Origin of the sequence: Micromonospora sp. WMMA2032 (assembly GCF_002688545.1) — a bacterium.
Lineage (GTDB): Bacteria > Actinomycetota > Actinomycetes > Mycobacteriales > Micromonosporaceae > Micromonospora > Micromonospora sediminicola.
This window is the reverse complement of record NZ_CP024052.1, coordinates 4420152-4440379: the sequence shown is the minus strand read 5'-3', so window position 1 is coordinate 4440379 and position 20228 is coordinate 4420152. Positions and strand designations below refer to the sequence as shown.

18 protein-coding genes are annotated in these 20228 nt (G+C 72.9%); 11 read left to right on the top strand and 7 right to left on the bottom strand.

The window, feature by feature from the left end; all coding sequences use genetic code 11:
• Positions 1-27: 27 nt before the first annotated feature.
• Positions 28-849 (top strand): hypothetical protein, encoded by an 822-nt coding sequence (locus CO540_RS20580; RefSeq protein WP_099163283.1) that lies wholly within the window; start codon positions 28-30, stop codon positions 847-849.
• A 75-nt stretch (positions 850-924) separates the two neighbouring features.
• On the opposite strand, the gene corA is transcribed toward CO540_RS20580, so the two are convergent.
• Positions 925-2073, bottom strand: coding sequence for a magnesium/cobalt transporter CorA (gene corA / locus CO540_RS20575; RefSeq protein WP_091568134.1), 1149 nt, complete (start codon positions 2071-2073; stop codon positions 925-927).
• Between the two features lie 360 nt (positions 2074-2433).
• Positions 2434-3528, bottom strand: coding sequence for a PLP-dependent aminotransferase family protein (locus tag CO540_RS20570; protein WP_099163282.1), 1095 nt, complete (start codon positions 3526-3528; stop codon positions 2434-2436).
• Between the two features lie 202 nt (positions 3529-3730).
• On the opposite strand from CO540_RS20570, the gene CO540_RS20565 reads away from it, so the two are divergent.
• Together CO540_RS20565 and CO540_RS20560 are read left to right on the top strand one after the other, a co-directional pair.
• On the top strand, positions 3731-4546 hold the full coding sequence (locus tag CO540_RS20565) for a 3'(2'),5'-bisphosphate nucleotidase CysQ (protein ID WP_371682236.1): 816 nt from the start codon (positions 3731-3733) through the stop codon (positions 4544-4546).
• 96 nt (positions 4547-4642) lie between these two features.
• Entirely contained in the window at positions 4643-5794 is a 1152-nt protein-coding gene (locus CO540_RS20560) for a hypothetical protein (RefSeq protein ID WP_099163280.1), read from the top strand.
• A gap of 10 nt (positions 5795-5804) precedes the next feature.
• On the opposite strand, the gene CO540_RS20555 is transcribed toward CO540_RS20560, so the two are convergent.
• Genes CO540_RS20555 through CO540_RS20540 form a run of 4 tightly spaced genes read right to left on the bottom strand, consistent with a single transcriptional unit; the run spans position 5805 to position 8705 of the window.
• Positions 5805-6719, bottom strand: a complete 915-nt coding sequence (locus CO540_RS20555) for a glycosyltransferase family 2 protein (RefSeq protein WP_099163279.1) — start codon at positions 6717-6719, stop codon at positions 5805-5807.
• Positions 6716-7687 carry a sulfotransferase gene (locus CO540_RS20550; RefSeq protein WP_099163278.1) on the bottom strand — a complete coding sequence of 324 codons (972 nt, stop codon included), beginning with the start codon at positions 7685-7687 and terminating at the stop codon, positions 6716-6718. Before CO540_RS20550 ends, CO540_RS20555 begins: the two co-directional genes overlap by 4 nt.
• Positions 7675-8208, bottom strand: coding sequence for a glycosyltransferase (locus tag CO540_RS20545; protein ID WP_098747576.1), 534 nt, complete (start codon positions 8206-8208; stop codon positions 7675-7677). Before CO540_RS20545 ends, CO540_RS20550 begins: the two co-directional genes overlap by 13 nt.
• A gap of 56 nt (positions 8209-8264) precedes the next feature.
• A complete protein-coding gene (locus CO540_RS20540) occupies positions 8265-8705 on the bottom strand; it encodes a UDP-N-acetylglucosamine--LPS N-acetylglucosamine transferase (protein ID WP_099163277.1) in 441 nt (146 codons plus the stop codon).
• Positions 8706-8941: 236 nt separating this feature from the next.
• Here CO540_RS20540 and CO540_RS20535 point away from each other — a divergent pair, with 236 nt between their 5' ends.
• On the top strand, positions 8942-9931 hold the full coding sequence (locus CO540_RS20535) for a sulfotransferase (protein WP_091568104.1): 990 nt from the start codon (positions 8942-8944) through the stop codon (positions 9929-9931).
• Positions 9932-9973: 42 nt separating this feature from the next.
• Here the strand turns inward: CO540_RS20535 and CO540_RS20530 are convergent, their stop codons facing one another.
• A complete protein-coding gene (locus CO540_RS20530; RefSeq protein ID WP_141561954.1) occupies positions 9974-10753 on the bottom strand; it encodes an N-acetylglucosaminyltransferase in 780 nt (259 codons plus the stop codon).
• Positions 10754-11090: 337 nt separating this feature from the next.
• Here CO540_RS20530 and CO540_RS31220 point away from each other — a divergent pair, with 337 nt between their 5' ends.
• From CO540_RS31220 to CO540_RS20495, 7 genes are all read left to right on the top strand, one after another.
• A complete protein-coding gene (locus tag CO540_RS31220) occupies positions 11091-12956 on the top strand; it encodes a Wzz/FepE/Etk N-terminal domain-containing protein (RefSeq protein WP_305777688.1) in 1866 nt (621 codons plus the stop codon).
• A 17-nt stretch (positions 12957-12973) separates the two neighbouring features.
• Positions 12974-13948 carry a DUF3048 domain-containing protein gene (locus CO540_RS20520; protein WP_253866107.1) on the top strand — a complete coding sequence of 325 codons (975 nt, stop codon included), beginning with the start codon at positions 12974-12976 and terminating at the stop codon, positions 13946-13948.
• The gene (locus CO540_RS20515; RefSeq protein ID WP_216642292.1) at positions 13945-15411 is read left to right on the top strand and encodes an O-antigen ligase; all 1467 of its coding nucleotides are present in this window, start codon (positions 13945-13947) and stop codon (positions 15409-15411) included. Before CO540_RS20520 ends, CO540_RS20515 begins: the two co-directional genes overlap by 4 nt.
• Positions 15411-16637, top strand: a complete 1227-nt coding sequence (locus CO540_RS20510; protein WP_099163273.1) for a hypothetical protein — start codon at positions 15411-15413, stop codon at positions 16635-16637. The genes CO540_RS20515 and CO540_RS20510 overlap by 1 nt, the downstream gene beginning before the upstream one ends.
• Positions 16634-17494, top strand: a complete 861-nt coding sequence (locus tag CO540_RS20505) for a sulfotransferase domain-containing protein (protein WP_091568082.1) — start codon at positions 16634-16636, stop codon at positions 17492-17494. The genes CO540_RS20510 and CO540_RS20505 overlap by 4 nt, the downstream gene beginning before the upstream one ends.
• Positions 17482-19029 (top strand): lipopolysaccharide biosynthesis protein, encoded by a 1548-nt coding sequence (locus CO540_RS20500; RefSeq protein WP_253866105.1) that lies wholly within the window; start codon positions 17482-17484, stop codon positions 19027-19029. Before CO540_RS20505 ends, CO540_RS20500 begins: the two co-directional genes overlap by 13 nt.
• A 68-nt stretch (positions 19030-19097) precedes the next feature.
• Positions 19098-20144 carry a glycoside hydrolase family 26 protein gene (locus CO540_RS20495; protein ID WP_099163272.1) on the top strand — a complete coding sequence of 349 codons (1047 nt, stop codon included), beginning with the start codon at positions 19098-19100 and terminating at the stop codon, positions 20142-20144.
• The last annotated feature ends 84 nt before the right edge of the window (positions 20145-20228 follow it).

Sequence of the window (20228 nt, the reverse complement as noted above, 5' to 3'; positions counted from 1 at the left end):
CCATGCGGAGGCATCCGAAGGTGGAGGATGACGAAGGAACAACTCCCAGGAGGTGGGACCGTGTTTGGAATCGGGCGGCGAAAGACCCAGGGCCAGCTCGCGAAGGCCGAGCTGAACCAGGGCATCGGTCACCTGCGGCAGGCCGCCACGCACGCGGCGAAGGGCGCCGGGGCCACTGTCGGTCCGCGGGTCCAGGCAGCCCGGGTCGCCGTCGCACCCACCGCCGTCCTGGTCCGGGACCGGGCGTCCAGCGGGGTCGCGTCGAGCGTCGCCGCTCTCGCCCCGGTGGTCCTCGCCGTGCGCAACGCGCGGACCGAGGCCGCCGGCAAGGCGTCGACCGGTCGCCGGGCCGTGGCGGCGAAGCAGTCCGCGATGACGAAGAAGGCGAAGAACATGAAGGTGGGCAAGAAGAAGCAGCGCAGGTCGCGTGGCATGACCACCGGCCTGCTGATCGCCGGCACCGTGGCCGGCCTGGCCGGGGCGATGGCCATGCGCCGCCGCCGCGAGCAGCAGGAGTGGGCCGAGTACGACCCGACCGGCACGCTCGGCCCGACCGGTCAGGACAAGCTGGAGCCGATGCGGGAGGACGTGGACACGATCGTGGTGGAGACCCCCGACGCGAGCGCGAAGGTGACCCAGGCCGGCCCGACCGGCGCCGGCAGCTCCGCCGTCGCCAACGGCAGCAGCTCGTCGACCACCGCCCCCGCCGGTGACCCGGTGATCCACCCGAACAGCAAGGTCCCCTCGGTCGCCGAGGGCGCCCGGGACGTCAGCGGCCGTCCGGCCGACGACATCACCAAGGCCACGCAGAACGGCAAGAGCGCCGCGAAGGCCAGCGGTCGCCGCTGACCCCAGGTTCTCGGAGCAGCGCCGGCGCGCGGGTACGTCCCGCGTGGCCGGCGCTTCCCGTTGCCGGCGGCGTGCCTACAGCCAGCCGTTGCGGCGGAACAGGCGGTAGAGCGTGAAGGACGCCGCCAGCATCAGCGCCCACACGCCCGGATAGCCGTACGTCCACCTCAGCTCGGGCATGTTGTCGAAGTTCATGCCGTAGATGCCGGCGATCGCCGTCCACACCGCACCGATCGCGGCCCAGGCGGCGATCTTGCGCATGTCGTTGTTCTGGTCGACGGTGACCTGGGCCAGCCGGGCCTGGAGGATCGAGTTGAGCAGGTCGTCGTAGGAGTTCACCTGCTCGACCGTGCGGCTGAGGTGGTCCTGCACGTCCCGGAAGTAGCGGCGCACCTCCTGCGGCACCGCGCGGTTGACCTGGGAGGTGAGCGTCATCAGCGGGCGCTGCAGCGGCACCACCGCGCGCTTGAACTCGACCAGCTCCCGCTTCATCTGGTAGATCCGCTGGATCCGGCCGCTGCTCTGGCGGTCGAAGACGTCCGCCTCCAGCACGTCGAGGTCGTCCTCCAGCCGGTCGGCGACCTCCAGGTAGAGGTCGACCACCCGGTCGGTGATCGCGTACGCGACCGCCCACGGCCCCTGCCGGAGCAGGTCCCGCTTCGCCTCCAGGTCGGCCCGGACCGGCGACAGCCGGCAGGCGTCCCCGTGCCGGACGCTGATCACGAAATTCGGCCCGATGAAGAGCATCACCTGGCCGGTCTCCACCACCTCGGAGTTCTCGGTCAGCTCGGTGTGCTCGCAGTAGCGGGCGGTGCGCAGCACCAGGAAGACGATCTCCCCGAAGTGCTCCAGCTTCGGGCGCTGCTCGGCCTTGACCGCGTCCTCCACCGCCAGTTCGTGCAGGCCGAAGGTGGCGGCGATCTCGGTCATCTCGGCCAGGTCCGGCTCGTGCAGGCCGAGCCAGACGAAGCCGTCCCGCTCCCGGCGGGCGGCGGCCAGGGCCTCGGCGTACTGCGGGCGGCCGGGCTGACGCTCGCCGTCGACGTAGAGCCCGCAGTCGACGATGCCGCTGCGACCGGGGCCGGCCGGCTGGGGCGTACGCGGGGAGCCGTCGGCGTTGAGGATGCGGGACATCGCGCGTACCGGGGCGGCCCAGGCGCGTGGCCGGAGTGCCCGGCCGCCGTTCTCCCCGGCGGTGCGGTCGCGTGCCACCCGGTCCGTCATCTCTCGCCCCCTCTCCGCGAAGCTGCGGCTTGCAGGTTACGCCGATCGGGAGCGGGCGCGGCACGGGCGGACGCGGGTCCGGACGGGCGGCTGCGACGGGCGTCACGCGGTGTGGCGCCGGGCGGGCCGGGCCGCGTCAGGGGGGTGAGGGGCGACACGGCCCACCCGGCACCCCTTGGGGGCGGGAGTGATGCTGGGCGCGCCCCCGGCCCGGCCCGGGGCGGGGAACTGCCGCCCGGGGCGTGCGGGCCGGTCACCGGGAAAGGTGAGCGGCGCTCGCAGCATTGTGGGCCGCCGGCCGGCCCAGCGGGAGAGCCGAGCCGGCCAGCAGGGCCGTTCTGTCAAAAACCCGACAGAAAACTAGCCGCGAACCGCCGCCATCGCCTCGGCGAGCCGCCGGACACCCTCGTCGATCCGGTCCGCCGTCACGGCGGAGTAGGCCAACCGCAACGCGTGCCGGCCGCCGTCGACCATGAAGTCGCTGCCCTTCACCACCGCGACGCCGCGCTCGGCGGCGGCCGGCGCCAGCCGGTCGACCTCGACGTCCTCCGGCAGCTCGACCCAGAGGAAGTAGCCGCCGTCCGGCTCGACGAACCGGGCCTCCGGGATGTGCCGGCGCAGCGACTCGGCCAGCACCGCGGCCCGCTCGCCGAGCCCCGTGCGGACCGTCCGGATCGACTGCTCGATCGACCCGGAGACGCAGAACTGGTGCACGATCGCCTGGGCCACCATGCCCGGCGAGATGTAGAGGTTGGTGGCCCGCTTGGCGATCGCCGCGATCAGCTCCGCCGGGCCGACCAGGTAGCCGACCCGCACGCCCGGGCAGACCGTCTTGGTGAAGCTGGAGGCGTGCACCACCACGCCGCGGCTGTCCATCGACAGCATCGACGGCAGCGGCTCGCCCCGGAAGCGGACGTCCGCGTACGGGTCGTCCTCGAAGATGGTGAACTCGTACTCGGCGGCGAGATCGAGCAGCTCACGGCGCTTCTCCAGGGAGAGCGTCACGCCGGCCGGGTTCTGGTAGTTCGGGATCACGTGGGCCAGCTTCGGCCGGACCCCGGACTCCAGCAGCTTGCGCAGCTCGGCGGTGTCGAGGCCGTCCGGCTGGATGGTCACGCCGTGCACCTCGCCGCCCATCTGCTGGAGGTTGAGCAGCGTGCGGTCGTACGTGGGGCGCTCGACGACCACCGCGTCGCCGCGCCGGACCAGGTGGTCGAAGAGGAACGCGTCGGCCTGCAGCGAGCCGTTCGTGACCAGCACCTGATCCGCCTCGACGCCGTGCTTCTCGGCGATCCAGCGGCGGAGGGGCGGGTAACCGACGGAGGTGCCGTACGCCGTGACCCCGGCGGGGTCGGCGTCGAAGGCGCGGACGGCGGCGGCCTTGAGCCCCTCGACATCGACGATGTCCAGCGAAGGAGCCCCACGGGCGAAGGAGATCAGCTGCTCGGCGGTCATGCGCAGAGCCTAGGGCCTGCATCCGGCGGTCCGACCGGCATACACGCGAAGTTCAACATGCGGGCAGAACTCGGTGGGCCGGGCGTACCGTTTCGGCCCCCGTACTTGTTGTCCACTCGCCCCACCGGCCAAGATGGTGCGGTCCGGGCGGCGGGCACCCGCCGGCCGCCCGTCGACATCAGACAAGGTGGTGGATGGCAAGGTGTCCGACGACATCGACCGGCTCGACGATCAGGCCTTCGCGCGCTGGCTGGCCGGACGCGCCGGCGAGGCGCTGACCGCGCTGCGCGCCGGCCAGGGCTTCGCCGACCCGCGGGCGCTCAAGGACGCCGGCGACCAGGCCTCGCACGAGCTGATGCTGGCTGCGCTGGCCCGCTACCGGCCGACCGACGCGGTGCTCTCCGAGGAGCAGGCGGACTCCCGACAGGACTTCTCCACCGGCGACCGGGCGGCCCGCCTCGACGCCGACCGGGTGTGGATCATCGACCCGCTGGACGGCACCCGGGAGTTCTCGGAGGAGGGGCGCACCGACTGGGCCGTCCACGTGGCCCTCTGGGAGCGCTCGGCCGGCCCGGACGGCGGTCTGACCGCCGGCGCCGTCGGCATGCCGGCGCGGACCGGCGCGGACGGCACCCCGCTGATCCTGGGCACGGGCGAGCCGACGCCCGCCGCGGTCGACGGTCCGCTGCGGATCGCGGTCAGCCGCAGCCGGCCCCCCGCGTTCGTCCCCCAGCTCATCGAGGACCTCGGCGCGGAGGCGGTGCCGATGGGCTCCGCCGGTGTCAAGGTCTGCGCGGTGGTGACCGGCCAGGCCGACGCGTACGTGCACGCCGGCGGGCAGTACGAGTGGGACTCCGCCGCCCCGGTGGCGGTCGCGCTCGGGGCGGGGATGCACGCGTCCCGGATCGACGGGTCACCGCTGCGCTACAACGCCGCCAACCCCCGCCTGCCCGACCTGCTCGTCTGCCGGCCCGAGCAGGCCGAGCAGCTGCTGAAGGCCATCGACCGGTTGCTGTGACGGCACCGCACCGACCCGCCGCCTCGCTCGTTGGTCCATGCGGTGACGCCGGTGCTGAGCCGGGAGACAGCTGACACGCCGATCCGGAGGAGGATCATGGGACCCGGCCCGTCAATCGCACCCGTTCGCGATGCCCACCCGGCCCCGACCCCACCCCCGGGCCGGCGGCCACGCCGCCTCTACCGGCGCGGCTGGCTCGTCGCCGTCACCGCGACCGTCGTCCTGCTCAGCACGACGGTCGCCGTCGCGGTCACGCAGGAGCGGGAGCCCGCACGGCAGCCGGCACCGGAGGCGAACGGGCCGGGAAGCGTCGCGTCCACGCCCGGCGGGGCCGCGTCCCTGTCCGCCCGTCCGACCGGTGGGGTCGCCGGGCTCGGCGCCAACCCGAGCCTCTCGCCCGGCCAGTCCCCGTCGGCCAAGCCCGGCTTCCAGCCGTTCCCGGCGCCGCGGGCCACCCTGCCCGGGGCGAGCATCCACCTGGTCGGCGGCGAGAGCTTCAGCGCCGGCGTGGCCCGTTCCGACCGCACCTACGGCCCGTTGCGGATGGTCCGGGTGTTCTACCCGGGCCTGCCGCCCGCCTGGTCGGGCAGCCGCGCCGACGTGGTCGACCGGACCGTGGTGGTGTCCTTCAAGGCGCCGCCGGCGGAGGTCGCCGCCGGCAAGCACGACGCCCGGCTGACGCAGTGGTTCGCCTCGATCCCGCGCGACCACGACGTCTACTGGTCGTACTTCCACGAGCCGGAGAACGACGTGGAGAGCGGCAACTACACCACCGCCCAGTTCCGGGCCGCCTGGCGCCGGGTGGCCGGCCTCGCCGACCGGGCCCAGAACCCGCGGCTGCGGGCGACGCTGATCCTCATGTGCTGGACGCTGAACCCGAACTCCCGGCGCAGCTTCACCGACTACTACCCCGGCGGCGACGTCGTCGACGTGCTCGGCTGGGACTGCTACAACAGCGGCGGCAAGTACAACCGCTACACCGAGCCGGCCAAGGTCTTCGGGCCGATGATCAGCAAGTCGAAGGAGCTCGGCAAGCCCTGGGGCCTCGCCGAGACCGGCAGCGTGCGGATCGCCGGGGACAGCGGCACCGGCCGCGCCGCCTGGATCCGGTCGATGAGCAGCTACCTGAACGGGCAGCGCCCGCTCTGGGTGGCCTACTACGACTACAAGGTGTCCGGCGGAGACTTCCGGCTCACCGACCAACCCAGCAAGGACGCCTGGCGCGCCTGGTGCTCGGCGTCCGCCTGACCGCTCCGGCTCAGATGCCCCGACCGCGCTTGTGCAGCGTACGCAGGACGCGGTCGGGGTCCACGGCCTTGCTGGCCACGGCGAGCGCCAGGTAGGCGCGGGCCTCCTTCGGGTTGCCGGCCAACGTGCGGCGGGCCCAGCGGACGGCCTCCCGACGGTTGCCCATCGCGGCCTGGGCGAACGCGATCTGCCCGGCGACCCGGGCCTCCCCCGCCGGCACCGTGGCGAACTCGGGGTAGCGCTCCAGCAGCCACTGCAACGCGGTGGAGATGGTCTCCCAGCGCTGGGCGAAGTATGACCGCTTGTGCCAGCGCACCGTCACGTACGGCTCGGTCAGGTTGACCAGCGGCGCGTGCCGGGCGGCCCGGAGCAGGAACTCGTAGTCCTCCGCGTAGCTGCCCGGGATCTCCTCGTCGACCAGCCCGATCGCGTCGACAAGCGCGTCCCGCCGGATCAGGAACGTGGACGGGTGCAGTTCGGTGTGCCGGTCGCGCAGCAGCGACGCCAGCGGCACGCGGTTCATCGACAACGAGCGGTCGACCTGGCGGCCGTCGTAGTCGACCCGGATGCCGCAGCTGACGAACGCGCCGTCCGTGGTCGCCTCCAGCGCGGCGACCTGGGCGGCCAGCTTGCCGGGCAGCCACTCGTCGTCGTCGTCGCAGAACGCGACCAGCTCACCCTCGGCGGCGAGGATGCCGGTGTTGCGGGCACCCGCGAGGCCGGGGGTGCGGCTGTTGGTGATCACCCGGATCCGCGGGTCATCGGCGAGGGTGTGGTCGGGCTCGGACTGGTCGTAGACGACCACCACGTCGATCCCGCCCGGGTAGTCCTGACCCAGGATCGCGTCGAGGGCGGCGCGCAGCAGCACCGGCCGGTCCCGGGTGGGGACCACGGCGGTCACCTGCGGTGGGTTGCTCCCGGTCACGACGCCTCCGTGCTGTTGGTTCGGCCACCGCCGAGGTATCCGTAGCGCAGGCGCAGCGGCAGCGTCGCGGCGCTGACCACGGCCCGGCTGCGCGTCGGCAGGTTCTCCCGCCAGGCGTTGTCCTGGCGCACCTTCAGCGGACCCGCGCTGAACCGCAGCGGGTTGCCGGCGATGCTGTGCGCCCGGACCAGCGGCACCGGCGGCTCGTCGAGCACCCGCAGCGCGTCCGGGGTGTCGGTGAGGCCGGCGAACCGGCGCACCCGGGTCACGGTGCCGCGCGGGTCGGCGGTGAAGTCCTCGTAGCGCAGCCGGACCACCGGCGCCCGCTGGGCGAGCAGGTGGAACGCCGCGTTCTGCGCGGTCCACAGGCTGCTCACCGTGAACGGGGAGAAGGTCGGCATGTAGGCCTCGCCGTCCACCACCTCGGGGCGGCGGACCTGCTTGGCCCACGAGTAGGCGACCGCCCGGCTGTCCCGGACCAGGTGGACGACCCGCAGGTCGAGATCGGGCGCCCAGCGCAGGGCGAACGCCGTCGAGGCGTGCTTGCTGGAGTCCACCACCACCTCGGCGCCGGTGACCTCGGTCGCCGCCCGGTAGATGCGGGTGTAGAGGTCGGCGTAGCGGCGCACGGCGGCCAACTGCCCGGCCGGCAGGTCGCCCCGGGCCAACTGGGGGATGTGCCGGGTCCGGTCGACCTCGGCCTTGAGCGCCAGCACCTCGTCCCGGTCGACCGCGTCCCAACCGCCGAACGCGTGGTCGCCGACCTGCTGCCAGAACCCGCAGACCGTGAAGCGCTCGCCGCAGCCGCAGCGTTCGTCGCCACCGAGGGCCCGCTCCCAGAGGTGCACCACCTCACCCACGGCACAGACGTCGGGGTGCTGGGCGAGGATCAGCTCCAGCAGGGTGGAGCCGCTGCGTCCGAGGCCGCCGACGAAGAGCACGCGGACCGGCGCGGTCACCGCCACCACCGGCGTCGTCCCGACGCACGCTGGCGTACCAGGTCCTCGACGATCTGGCCGACGCGCGCCGCCGCGGCGGCGCGGGGGTCGGGGCGGTCCGGGTCGGCGTCCAGGCGGAAGGTCGCCGGGTCGACGAGCGCCTTGTCGAGCGCCTCGACCAGGTCGGCCTCGGTCTCGACCAGTCGCACCATGCCGGCGGAGCCGAGCCGGCGGGAGAAGAGCTGCTGGTGGTTGTCGACGTGCTCGTGGTGGGCGGGGTCGCGCGGGACCACGATCGGCAGGTGGCCGTTGCGTCGGGCCTCGGTGATGGTGGCCGGCCCGCCGTGGCAGACCACGACGTTCGCCTCGGCGATCGCCCGCTGCAACTCGTCGTGGGCCAGGAACGGCACCGCGTCCGGCAGGTTCGGCGGGGTGCTGCTGCCGTACTGGAGGACCAGCCGGACCTGCCGCGGACCGTCGGCGCGCGCGGTCCACCAGCGTTCCAGCCAGCCGACCAGCCGGTCGAACCTGTGCACGTCGGTGCCGACCATGGCCAGCACGGTGTCCGGCTCCGGTTCGGTCTGCCGCTGCCGGGGGATGAACGAGGTCACAGCAGATTCCCCACCACGGTGCCGTCGGGATAGAAGCGGCGCTGCTCCTCCCACTGCACCAGCATCGCCGAGAGGAACGGACGGCAGAGCCGGGCGGTGAGCGTGGGGCTGTCGATCCGGTCGTACACCTCGATGTAGACGGTGGGGATCCCGCGCAGCCGCGCCACCACGACGAACGGCAGCGCGACACCGGCGCCGGTGGTGACCACCGCGTCGACGTTGCGGCGCTTGAGCGTCCGGACCGCGAGCAGCATGTTCCGGGCCAGGTTCTTCACGTTGCGGGTGGTGGGGTGGTGTGCCCACACGACCTGCTCCCCGTCGAGCAGCGAGCGCGCGTCCGGGGTGTCGAAGGTCACCCAGGAGCGGGCGCGGTCGCGATACCAGGGTGCGAGCGCCAGCAGCTGGGCAAGGTGCCCGCCACTGGAACCCACGAGCATGACTTCACCGGGCTCCACGTCTCCAACCGCCTCCCCCACCGCACACCCGTGCCACTTCCGTGGGACGGTCAGCTGAGCGCCGGAACAATCTAACGGCACCGCACGCGGAACAGAAGTGGGAGTCACGATTCACGTCCTGCCGGCCGGATTCCTTCACGCATTCCGCCAATCCCCGGCTCCTCCGATCGCGCCTACACTGCCGCTTGACATCCACCGGGGACGAGGAGAAGCGATCGATGACGGCCCAGCAGCCTGCGGCAGCGGACGGATCCGGGGCGGGCGCTCCGTCCGGCACCGACCGGGTGACGGTGCTCTACGTCTGCGGGATGCCGCGCAGCGGTTCCACCCTGCTCGACCTGATGCTCGGCCAGTTCGTCGACCACTGCGACGTCGGCGAGCTGTTCTACCTGTGGCAGTCCGGGGTGGAACGGAACTTCCGCTGCGCCTGCGGGGAGCACTTCGACGAGTGCCCGTTCTGGGGTGAGGTCGGTCGGCGCGCGTACGGCGGTTGGGCGAACATCGACGTGCAGGAGGTCCGCGCCCTGCAACGCCGGGTCGACGCCACCGGCAAGGTTCCGATGATCAAGGGGGCCCGGGTCGTGCCGGGCTTCCGGCAGGACCTGGAGCGCTACACGACCCTGATCACGAAGCTCTACCGGGCGATCGCCGAGGTGTCCGGCGCCAAGGTGGTGGTCGACTCGACCAAGCGCCCCTCGCTGGCGTACATCCTGGCCCGCGCGCCGGAGATCGACCTGCGGCTGGTGCACATCCTCCGCGACCCGCGCGGGGTGGCCTACTCCTGGAGCCAGCTCGTCGAGCTGCCCGAGGGCACCTCCACCAAGGGCCGGATGAACCAGCGCTCGGCCCGGCTGACCGCGCGGCGGTGGGTCACCGTCAACGCGATGATCTCGTCGCTCGCCCGGTCCGGCGTCCCGCGGGTGGTCGTCCGGTACGAGGACCTGGTCCGCGACCCACGGACGGAGCTGGGCCGGATCGCCGCCCTGACGGCCGACGTGACCGGCCAGGTCGACCCGCTGTCGTTCCTGCACGGCACCGAGTTCGAGCAGGCCGGGTCGCACGCGGTGGCCGGCGGACGGATCCGGATGCGCACCGGGCCGATCGCGCTCAGCCTCGACGAGAAGTGGCGTCGTGAGTACGCGCCCGGCCGCCGCCGGATGGTCGGTGCGATGACCTGGCCGCTGCGTCGGCGGTACGACTACCGCTGAGCGGCCGGTCCGGCGGGCCGGTCACCGGCCCGCCGGAACCGGTCAGGCCCTCGGGGTCGCCGCCGCGGCCAGGTGGGCGTCGAGGACGTCGAGCAGCTCCGGGTTGCGCTCGTAGTCGAACTTGCGGGCGAAGTGAGCACCGCTGGCCAACGCCCGGGGCAGGTCGTCGGCAGTGAGCGACTTCGGGTGGTTGAACGTGCTGTTCCGGAAGTCGAAGTAGCGCTTGCAGTCGGGCACCAGGTTGAACCGGTCCGCGCTGCACACGATGGTCTGGAAGACCGCCTCCACCGGCGAGAGGCAGTGCCGGAAGTAGTCGACCACGTCCGGCCGCCGGTCGAAGTATTCCCGCAGGTAGGCCACCACGGGCCAGGTCAACGACGAGAACGCCGACCCGCCGTGCAGCCGCAGGTCGGGTCCGAACGGGGTGCGGGCCCGCCGACCCACCACCAGCCCGTACGACACGTGCACCCGCATCAGCGGCTGGATCCGGTTGACCGCCTGCACCGGCCGGAGCAGCTTCTTGGCCCGCGGGCTGAGCCCGCGCAGCCGACGGTGCTGGAAGTGGTAGCGGGAGCGGACCCGACGTTGCGGCCAGTGGCTCTCCGGGCCGAACGCGTCCCAGTACTCCATGAACCCGTCGGCGCCGGAGCCGATCAGCTCGGCCTCCGCCTGGTCGAGCGGACGGATGGGGTAGTCCTGACCGGTGATGTTCACCAACCAGTCGACCTGGACACCCTCACCGTTCAGCCAGTCCACGGCCGCCATGTAGCGATCGACGTGACTGAAGTCGCCGTAACCACCCTCGTGGTACTGAACCGTCACGTCGCGTAGTGTGCGCAGCTCGGAGAGGTCGAGCGGAGCCCCGTTCACGTCATGGCTGATGTGCACGATACTGTCCGGACTGTACCGCTTCACCGCATGCACCAGCCTGGTCAGCTGGTCGGGCGAACGGTGACTCTGGATGTGATAGCAGAAGCGCACCAGTGCATTATCGTCCCGGCACCCTCCGGGCAGAAGTGGCGGACCCTCGGCGACTTCCACTCTCCGCTCCGATCAGGGAGACTCAGAATTCACCGTGGCGCGGACGTCCCACGGCTGACTGGCCGGTCCGGTCGAAAGGGAGCGACACACTCCGATGCCCTCACCTCACCGCCCCGATGTGCAGCACGACGCGGACGGGCCCACGCTGATGTCCTACCTCGAGTGGCTCCGCCGCCGATGGTGGATCCTCGCGCTCGCGGCCCTGCTCGGCATCGGATCGGGTCTGCTCGTCACCAAGCTGCAGACGCCCACCTACACCTCCACCACGTCGGTGCTGGTGCGCCAGGTCGGCCCCGACGCGGTGCCGGGCAGCAAGGTCAACCTCGACACCGAGGCGCAGGTGGTCCGTTCCCTGGTGGTGGCCGAGCGGGCCCGCGCCCTGCTGAAGACCAGCACCAGCAACGAGGACCTGGTGCGGTCGCTGTCGGTCACCGTGCCGCCGAACAGCCAGGTGCTCCAGATCGCGTACGAGGGCACCACGCCGCAGGCGGCGCAGAACGGCTCGCACTCGTTCGCGCAGGCGTACCTCGACCTGCGGCTCGCCACGGCGGCCAAGGCGGTGGAGAACGAGATCACCTCGATCAACCAGCAGATCGCCGAGGTCAACAAGCAGCTGACCGCGGCCGTCGGCAAGATCGCCGCGGCGCCGGCCAACTCCGCCGCCCGGGCCCAGGCCGAGGCCAGCAAGCAGGTCCTCACCAACCAGCTGACCCGACTCAACGAGCGGCTCAGCCCCCTGCAGGACAACGCGCCCGACGCCGGCCAGATCATCTCCGACGCGGCCCTGCCCCGGAAGCCCAGTTCGCCGAACCGCACGCTCAACCTGGCCAGCGGGATGGGCGCCGGGCTGCTCTTCGGCATCGTGCTCGCCCTGGTCCTGGACCGGCTCGACACCCGGGTCCGGCGGGGCCGCGACGTGACCGCCCGCACGGGCCTGGCGACGCTGCTGGAGCTGCCGCTGCGCGCGCCGTCGCTGAGCATCCTGCCGCCCACCCACCGGGTCTCGCGTGAGTTGGGCCGGCTGCGCAACGTGCTGCTCTCGATCATGTCGGAGCCCCGGCCGGGGCGCGGCCGCCAGCTGCTGCTCACCGACACCTCGCCCGGTCCGGTGGCCGGTTTCGTCGCCGGCAACCTGGCCGCCGCCTACGCCCGCACCGGCGCCCAGGTCGCGATCGTCACCACCCGGCCCGACTCGCCGCTGACCGCCATGTTCGGCGGGGCGAAGCCGCGGCACACCCTCGCCGACGTGCTGCGGCACGACGTCGGCGCGCTCGCCGCGCTCACCCCCGCCCCCGGGCTGAACACGCTGCGCGCCCTGCTGCCCGGCGAGCTGGACACCGACGTGGAGCTGCCGGTCGCCACCATGCTGGGGATCCTCGACGAGCTCGCCGACCGCTTCGACCACGTGCTGATCGAGACCGCCCGGCCCACCCAGGCCGTCGAGGCGCAGGCCCTGGCCCGGCACGTCGACGGCGTGATCCTCGTGATCGAGAGCGGGCGGACCCGGACCAGCGAGATCACCGCCGCCCTGCAGCAGTTCGAGCAGGTGGACGCGCCGGTGCTCGGCAGCGTGATGGCGCCCCGCCTGCCGGAGCAGGCCGGCGGCCCAGCCGCCGGCGCCCCGTCCACGGGTGACAACCAGCGGGACGACAGGCGACCGTCGCCCCGCCCGCGCCCGGAGCCCGTCTTCCGCCCGGGTGGCCAGCCGACGAGCGACAGCACGATGATCCTGCCCCGGCCGGTCGGCTCGTCGACCGGTGGTTCCGCCCCGCGCAAGCCGGCCCCGGGCCCCCGCAAGCCGACCCCGAACCCGGCCCCGAGCGCCGTGCCCGCCGCCAAGCCCGGCCCGCCCGCACCGGTCCAGGCCGGCGGCGCGGTCCGGCAGCCGCCGTCCACCGTCTACCGCTCGAAGCGCGACATCGACGGTGTCGACGGCCAGGGCCGGCTCTCGATGGCCTTCGACCCGGTGGAGGACCAGGAGTGAGGCTCCGACGGTCTGTCGTGGCGTCGGCCGTCGGGGTGCTGGTCGTCGCGCTGGGTGCCGCGTGCAGCGACCCGCCGCCTCCGGGTGCGACCGACCTGGTCGACCCGGGCACCCCGGCGCCGAAGCCCAGCCCGACGCCCAGCCTGCCGGCGGGGCCGCTCTCCGGGCAGCCGCTGACCCAGCCGGGCGTGGAGGCGCGGCAGGCGCTGGCGGTGCCTATCCGGGTGAGCGAGTCCGGCACCGCGACCGGCCTCGACGCGGCGGACCTGGTCTACCAGGAGTTCGCCGAGTCGGGCAGCCTGCACCTGAGCGCGGTCTACCAGTCCCGCGACGCCGCGAAGATCGGCCCGGTCGCCGAGATCCGCCCGGTCGACATCCGCAGTGTCGGCGTGCTCCGCCCCTGGCTCGGCTACGACGGTGGTCCCACCGGTTTCGTCAGCCAGCTCAAGGCCGCCGACCTCAGCGGCGTGACGCCGGCGCAGCGCAGCTCCGCGTTCCCGGGCGGAAACACCTCCACGACGGCACTGCGGGCCACCGCGCCGAAGGGCGGCGCCGCACCGGCGCCGCTGTTCGACTACGCGACCACGGGCACGCCGCTGGCCACCCGGGACGTGACACCCGCCGGGAAGCTCACCGTCTCGGTGTCCGGTCACCGCACCCAGACCTGGACCTACGACCAGGCGAAGCAGCAGTGGTCGGGACGGGTCGGGAAGACCACCGTGACCGCCGCCTCGGTTGTCGTGCTCACGATGGAATACCGGACGCTCACCGTCCGCAAGCCCAGCCCCCGCTCCCTGCCGAGCGCCAACGTCTACGGCAAGGGCGCGGCCCTGGTCGTGTCCGGGCCGTCGAGCGCCAAGGCGCAGTGGAGCAAGCCCGGGCAGAAGCTCGTCTGCAACGTCACCGACCTGGCCGGTTACCAGGTCCGCCCGCAGCCGGGCACCACCTGGATCGTCTACGCGCCGACGACGGCCCGGGTAGCGGTCACATGAAGACGCTCGTCCCGCTCCAGCCCTCGCGGCCGGAGCCGGTGCCGAGTGATCCGGTGCCGACGGGGGCGCCGGCCGGCGTACGCGCCGCCGGACGCCGAGGTCTGCCCACCGCGTGGCCGCTGATCGCGCTGTTCGTGCTCTACCCGGTGTGGTGGGCGCTCGGCCTGCCGTCGTTCATCTTCGCCATCCTCGCCGTGCCGATGGCGTTCCAACTGCGTCGGCGCGACCACATCCGGGTGCCCCCCGGCTTCGGGTTCTGGCTGATCCTGCTCGCCTGGGTGGTGCTCTCCGGGCTGATGCTGGACGTCACCGCGCCGAACACGCTGGCCCCGGACGGTTTCGGCCGGTACATCGGCTGGGGCATCCGGGTGATGAACTACACGGCGCTGACCATCACGATGCTCTACGTGCTCAACCTGAGCGAGAAGGAACTGCCGCGGATCCGGATGCTGCGGCTGTTCGGGTTCCTGGCCGTGGTCACCGTGATCGGCGGCTACGTCGGCGCGCTGCTGCCCGACCTGAAGTTCACCGCCCCGCTCAACTACATCCTGCCCGACGTCATCGCCAAGGAGCCGTTCGTCAACCGGCTCATGCACGTCGAGGTGGCCCAGGTGCAGGAGGTGCTGGAGGGCGAGGCCAGTTCCCCGCGTCCGGCCGCCCCCTTCGAATACACGAACACCTGGGGCGAGAACATGGGCATCCTGCTCATCTGGTTCCTCGTCGGCTGGGTGGTGTACGGCCGGGGGCTGCGCCGGCTCGGTGGATACCTCCTGGTGGCCGCCGCGATCTTCCCGATCGTGTTCTCCCTCAACCGCGGTCTCTGGATCGGGCTGGTGATCGCCGCCGTCTACGTCGCCCTGCGGCTGGCGCTGCGCGGCCGGATCGCCGTCCTCGCCGGCATGGCGCTGGCCACCGCGCTGGCCGGGGTGCTGGTGCTGGCCTCGCCGCTGGGCGGGCTGCTCGACGAGCGGATGCAGAACGGGCACAGTGACGAGATCCGGGCCACCCTGTCCAACGGGGCCGTCGAGGCGGCCAACCACTCGCCGGTGCTGGGTTACGGCGCCAACCGGGCGCTGATCGGCAGCAACCGGTCCATCGCGATCGGCAAGTCGGCCGACTGCCAGCAGTGCGGCAACCGGGAGCTGGGCAGCAACGGGCAGGTCTGGAACCTGCTCGTGGGCCAGGGCTGGGTCGGCGCGTTCTGCTACAGCGCGTTCTTCCTCTGGTGCCTGTGGCGGTTCCGGCGCGACCATACCGCCATCGGCATCGCCGGCAGCGCGGTGCTGATCCTGATGCTGTTCTTCCAGTTCCTCTACGGCGCCCTGAACACCACGCTGGCGTACGGCCTGATCAGCGTGGCGGTGCTGGCCCGCAACGACTGGCACCTCCGGACGCTGCGCCGGGAGGCGCTGGCCGCGGCGGCGTCCGCCGTGCCGACCAACCGACGGGAACGGACCCGCTGATGACCGCAACCCCACGAGTCGATGACGCGCGCGCGGCGTACCTGCCCGAGCTGGCGGCCGTGGTCTGGCCGGAACCGGCCGGCCCGACGCTGCGCCGCGGCGGCGCCGGCTACGCCGTGGTGCCCTCGGCCGCGCGACCCCGGCTGCTGGTGCCCGCCGGCTCGCGGCGGGCCGCGGCCAGCGCGGTGCGGCACTCGACGGAGGCGGTGGGTACGAAGGCCCGGCTGCGCCGGTCGCTGCTGGCCACCGCCTTCCGCACCGGTCTCGGCCGGCTCGCCTTCCGGGACCGTCTCCAGGTCGGGGCGACCGGCGGAACGCTGGAGGAGCACCTGGCCGAGGTGCTCGGCCGCCCGGCGTTGCTGAGCGTGCACATCGGTCCGGCCCGCGCCAACCGCAAGCCGGTGATCCAGCTGCTCGACGACCACGGCCGACCGTTGGGGTACGCCAAGCTGGGCGTGGACCCGCTCACCCGCGGCCTGGTCGACGCGGAGGCCGAGGTCCTGCGCCGGCTCGCCACCGTCGACCTGCCCGGGATCGTGGTGGCCGACGTGTTGCACCACGGCGCCTGGGGCCCGCACGCCCTGCTCGTGCAGAGCGCGCTTCCCGTGGGGCTGCCCCGGGCGACGCCGGCGGCGGCCGCCGAGCGGGAACGCGAGGCGATGGTGGCGGTCGGCCGCTGCCTCGGCGTCGACCGCCGGCCCCTCGCGGGCAGCGGCTACGCCGACCGTCTCGCCGCCGAGGTCGAGGCGCTGGGTGACCGGCCGGAGACCGCGCGGCTGCGCGCGGTCCTGGCCACCGTCGTCGGGCTCGACCCGACGCTCGACCTCGGCGCCTGGCACGGCGACTGGAACGGCGGCAACAGCGCGGCGCTGGCCGACGGACGGATGCTCGTCTGGGACTGGGAGCGGTTCGCGGCGGGCGTGCCGGTCGGCTACGACGCGCTGCACCGACGGCTCCAGACGGCGATCACCAAGGCCGGGGTGGAGCCGACGACGGCGGCCCGCGAGCTGCTGGGCGGGGCGGCGGGCACGCTCGCCCCGTTCGCGCCGCCGGCCGGCACCGAGGACCTGGTGGCGGTGCTCTACCTGGTCGAGCTGGCCGCGCGCTACCTGCGCGACCGACAGGCCGAGGCCGGCGCCCGGCTGGGACACGTGGCCGCCTGGCTGTTGCCGGCGGTGGAGGATCACCTGGCGACCCGGCCGGGTGCGGGAGGAGTGCTGAGATGACGCTGGCCAAGGCCAAGGCCCGACGGGCCGTGCGGTCGGTGACGCGGACGGTCGGTCGGTGGACGGCGAACTCGCGGATGACCCCCGACTTCCTGATCGTGGGCGCCCAGCGGTGCGGCACGACGTCGCTGTTCAAGACGCTCTCCCAGCACCCGGGCGTGCTGCCGGCGGTCTACCACAAGGGCGTCCACTACTTCGACACCGGTTACGACCGGGGCATGGACTGGTACCTCGGGCACTTCCCGACGAACCGCCGGGCCGAGGCGGTACGCGCGCAGCTCGGTGTGCGTGGGGTGACCGGCGAGTCGAGCCCGTACTACATGTTCCACCCGCTGGCCGGCGAGCGGATCGCCGCCGACCTGCCCGAGGTCCGGCTGCTGGTGCTGCTGCGCGACCCGGTGGAGCGGGCGTACTCGGCGCACGCGCACGAGTCGGCCCGGGGCTTCGAGTCGGAGACGTTCGAGCGGGCGCTCGAACTGGAGCAGAGCCGCATCGCCGGCGAGCGGGAGCGCCTGCTCGCCGACCCGACCGCGCACAGCCACCACTACCAGCACAACGCCTACCTGACCCGGGGGCAGTACGTCGAGCAGCTGGAGCGACTCGAGTCGATCTTCGGGCGGGACCGGCTGCACGTGATCGACGCCGACGACTTCTTCGCCGACCCGCGGCCGGCCTTCGACGGGGTCTGCGACTTCCTCGGCCTGCCGCACTGGGCGGACATCTCGTTCGGCAAGCACAACTCGCGGTCCCGCTCGGCGATGGACCCGGAGCTGCGCGCCCGGTTGGAGGCGCACTTCACGCCGTACGACGAACGGCTCGCCGCCTGGTGGGGACGCGTGCCGTCGTGGCGACGGTAACTCCCACCCGACCGGCGGGGGGCGCCGAGCTGGGCGGGGCCGCCCGGCACGGGGTGCTGAACCTGCTCGGCGTGGCGGTGGCGGCGGTCGCCGGCTTCGGGCTGAACATCGTGGTCACCCGTGGCTGGTCGATGGCGGACGCGGGTCTGTTCTTCGCCGCGACCAGCGCCTTCATGATCGCGTACGCGGCCGCCCGCCTCGGCACGGGCATCGGCTCCGTCTACTTCATCAGCCGCTACCGGACGCTGGGGCAGCCGGAGCGGATCCGGGCCTCGGTTCTGGCCGGGCTACTTCCGCTGCTGGTCATGGGCGTTCTGCTCACGACGGTCGGCTGGCTGTTCACCCCGCGGATCGTCGAGCTGACCTTCGCCGAGCCGGTGCCGGGCGCGGTGCCCGCGCTGCGCGCGCTGCTGCTCTTCGTCCCGGTGGCCGCGCTCTGCGACTTCACGCTGTCCGCCTGCCGGGGCTTCGGCAAGATGCGTCCGCTGCTGCTCATCGAGCGGCTCGGACGCACCCTGCTCCAGTTCCTCGCCGTGCTGGTGGTCGCCGTGCTCGGCCTCTCCGCCACCACGGCGCTGCCGCTGGCGTGGGCGCTGCCGTACGTGCCGGCCGCGCTCGCCGCCGTGTTCTGGCTGACCCGCCTGGTCCGGCGGGCGGAACGCGCGGCCGGACCGGCCTCGCCGCGGCCGGTGAGCTGGCGGGAGGAGTTCGTCCCGTACTGGCGGTACAGCGGGCCGCGCGCGTTGAGCGGGCTCGCCCAGATGGTGGTGCAACGGCTCGACATCGTCCTGCTGGGCGCGCTGCGCGGGCTGTCCGAGGCGGCGCTCTACACGGCGGCCACCCGGTTCCTGACCCTCGGTCAGCTCTCCGGTCAGGCCCTGTCGACCGCCGTCCAACACCGGCTGGCGGAGCATCTGGCCCGGGACGACCGGGCCGCGGCCGGCCGGCTGTACCAGGCCGCGACCGCGTGGCTGGTGCTGCTGGCCTGGCCCGCCTACCTGCTGTTCGCCTCGTTCGCCGAGCCCATGCTGTCCCTGTTCGGCTCCGGTTACGACGCCGGGCGGACGGTCACCGTCTACCTGGCCCTGACGATGCTGGTCGCCACCGGCTGCGGCATGGTCGACACCGTGCTGAACATGGCCGGGAAGACGGCCTGGACGTTCTACAACGCGCTCTCCGGCACGGTGGTCAACGTGGTCGCCAACGTGCTGCTCATCCCGCGCTACGGCGTCATGGGTGCGGCGATCGCCTGGTCCGCGTCCATCCTGATCACCAATCTGGTGCCGCTGGTCCAGCTGCACCGCGCGTTCCGGCTGCATCCGTTCGGGCCGGGCACGCTCACCGCCGCCGGGCTGGCGCTGGCCTGCTTCGGTGCGCCGTCGTTGGCGCTGCACGTGGTCACCGATCCGGGTATGGCGTCCCTGCTGGTGGTCGCCGCACTGGGCGGCGCCGGCTACGCCGCGGCGGTCTGGCGGCTCCGTGGCGTGCTCCAGCTCGACGCCCTGCGGGCGCTGCGGCGCCACCGGGGGCGATGACCGGCGACTCCACACGACATCGATCACCGGCCCGGCCGGTGGCACCAACACGGGGAGGCACGGCAATCATGAAGTGGGTCCGCAGTTCGGCGGCGCTCCTGATCGGAGCGACACTCGCCCTGACCGCCTGTCAGCGGGAGGCGCCCGCGCCCCTCACCCCGGCCCCGTCGACCGGCGGTCAGACCGCGCCGGTGAAGCCCCGGCCGGTGGGCGGCCTGGAGACCACCGGGCGGGGCCCGGAGATGCCGGCGCAGGGCGCCTGGCTCGGCGCCTGGGTGAAGCCGACCTGGCAGACGCCCGACGGTCGGGTCAGCGCCCTCACCGCCTTCGGTGAGCAGACCGGCGGCAAGGTGACGCTGGCGCACATGTTCCACGAGTGGGAGGACGACTTCCCCGGCCCGACCGAGAACGCGTTCCAGGCCGCCCAGATGCTGCAGATGATCTCCTGGTCCGGCGCGGACACCCGGTCGATCACCGACGGCGTGTACGACCAGCTGATCCGGCAGCGGGCCAAGAAGATCAAGGACTTCGGGGTTCCGGTGCTGCTGCGGTGGCGGTGGGAGATGGACCGGCCCAACCTGCGCCAGAGCGTCCGGTCGCCCGAGGACTACGTGGCCGCGTGGAAGCACATCCGGGCCATCTTCACGGAGGAGGGGGCGACGAACGCCGGCTGGGTGTGGTGCCCGCACGTGCTCGGCTTCGTGGACTCCAGCCGTAACGCCGCCGCCTACTACCCGGGTGACGACCAGGTCGACTGGCTGTGCACGGACGTCTACCCGGGCAAGGACTACGACGGCTTCGCCGAGCAGATGGACACCTTCATGGCCTTCGCCCGACAGCGGCCGCGACCGGTGCTGATCGGCGAGTTCGGCGTCACCCACGACGGCGGGCCGGGCCAGCGGGCGGCGTGGCTGCGGGAGGCGCGCACCTACATCAAGCAGCACCCGCAGATCAAGGCGGTGGTCTACTTCTCGGCCAAGCAGACCAAGGGCACCACGTACGACAGCACCTTCGACGACGACCCGGAGGGTCTGGCCGCGTACCGCGAGTTGGCCGGGGACCCGTACTTCTCGGCGCCCGCGCCGACGGCCACGCCGGGGGGCCCGGTGAACTGACCTCCACCGTTCGTGTGGCCGGTTCGCCTCTCCCGGTATCCGTCAGGTCGTGTGGACGGGTATAAAGGTCATCCGGGGTGGACG

Coding starts and splice junctions, on each gene's coding strand:
- CO540_RS20580 (WP_099163283.1), top strand. CDS start 28: ATGACGAAGGAACAACTCCCAGGAGGTGGGACCGTGTTTGGAATCGGG.
- corA (WP_091568134.1), bottom strand. CDS start 2,073: ATGACGGACCGGGTGGCACGCGACCGCACCGCCGGGGAGAACGGCGGC.
- CO540_RS20570 (WP_099163282.1), bottom strand. CDS start 3,528: ATGACCGCCGAGCAGCTGATCTCCTTCGCCCGTGGGGCTCCTTCGCTG.
- CO540_RS20560 (WP_099163280.1), top strand. CDS start 4,643: ATGGGACCCGGCCCGTCAATCGCACCCGTTCGCGATGCCCACCCGGCC.
- CO540_RS20545 (WP_098747576.1), bottom strand. CDS start 8,208: ATGGTCGGCACCGACGTGCACAGGTTCGACCGGCTGGTCGGCTGGCTG.
- CO540_RS20540 (WP_099163277.1), bottom strand. CDS start 8,705: ATGCTCGTGGGTTCCAGTGGCGGGCACCTTGCCCAGCTGCTGGCGCTC.
- CO540_RS20535 (WP_091568104.1), top strand. CDS start 8,942: ATGACGGCCCAGCAGCCTGCGGCAGCGGACGGATCCGGGGCGGGCGCT.
- CO540_RS20515 (WP_216642292.1), top strand. CDS start 13,945: ATGAAGACGCTCGTCCCGCTCCAGCCCTCGCGGCCGGAGCCGGTGCCG.
- CO540_RS20510 (WP_099163273.1), top strand. CDS start 15,411: ATGACCGCAACCCCACGAGTCGATGACGCGCGCGCGGCGTACCTGCCC.
- CO540_RS20505 (WP_091568082.1), top strand. CDS start 16,634: ATGACGCTGGCCAAGGCCAAGGCCCGACGGGCCGTGCGGTCGGTGACG.
- CO540_RS20495 (WP_099163272.1), top strand. CDS start 19,098: ATGAAGTGGGTCCGCAGTTCGGCGGCGCTCCTGATCGGAGCGACACTC.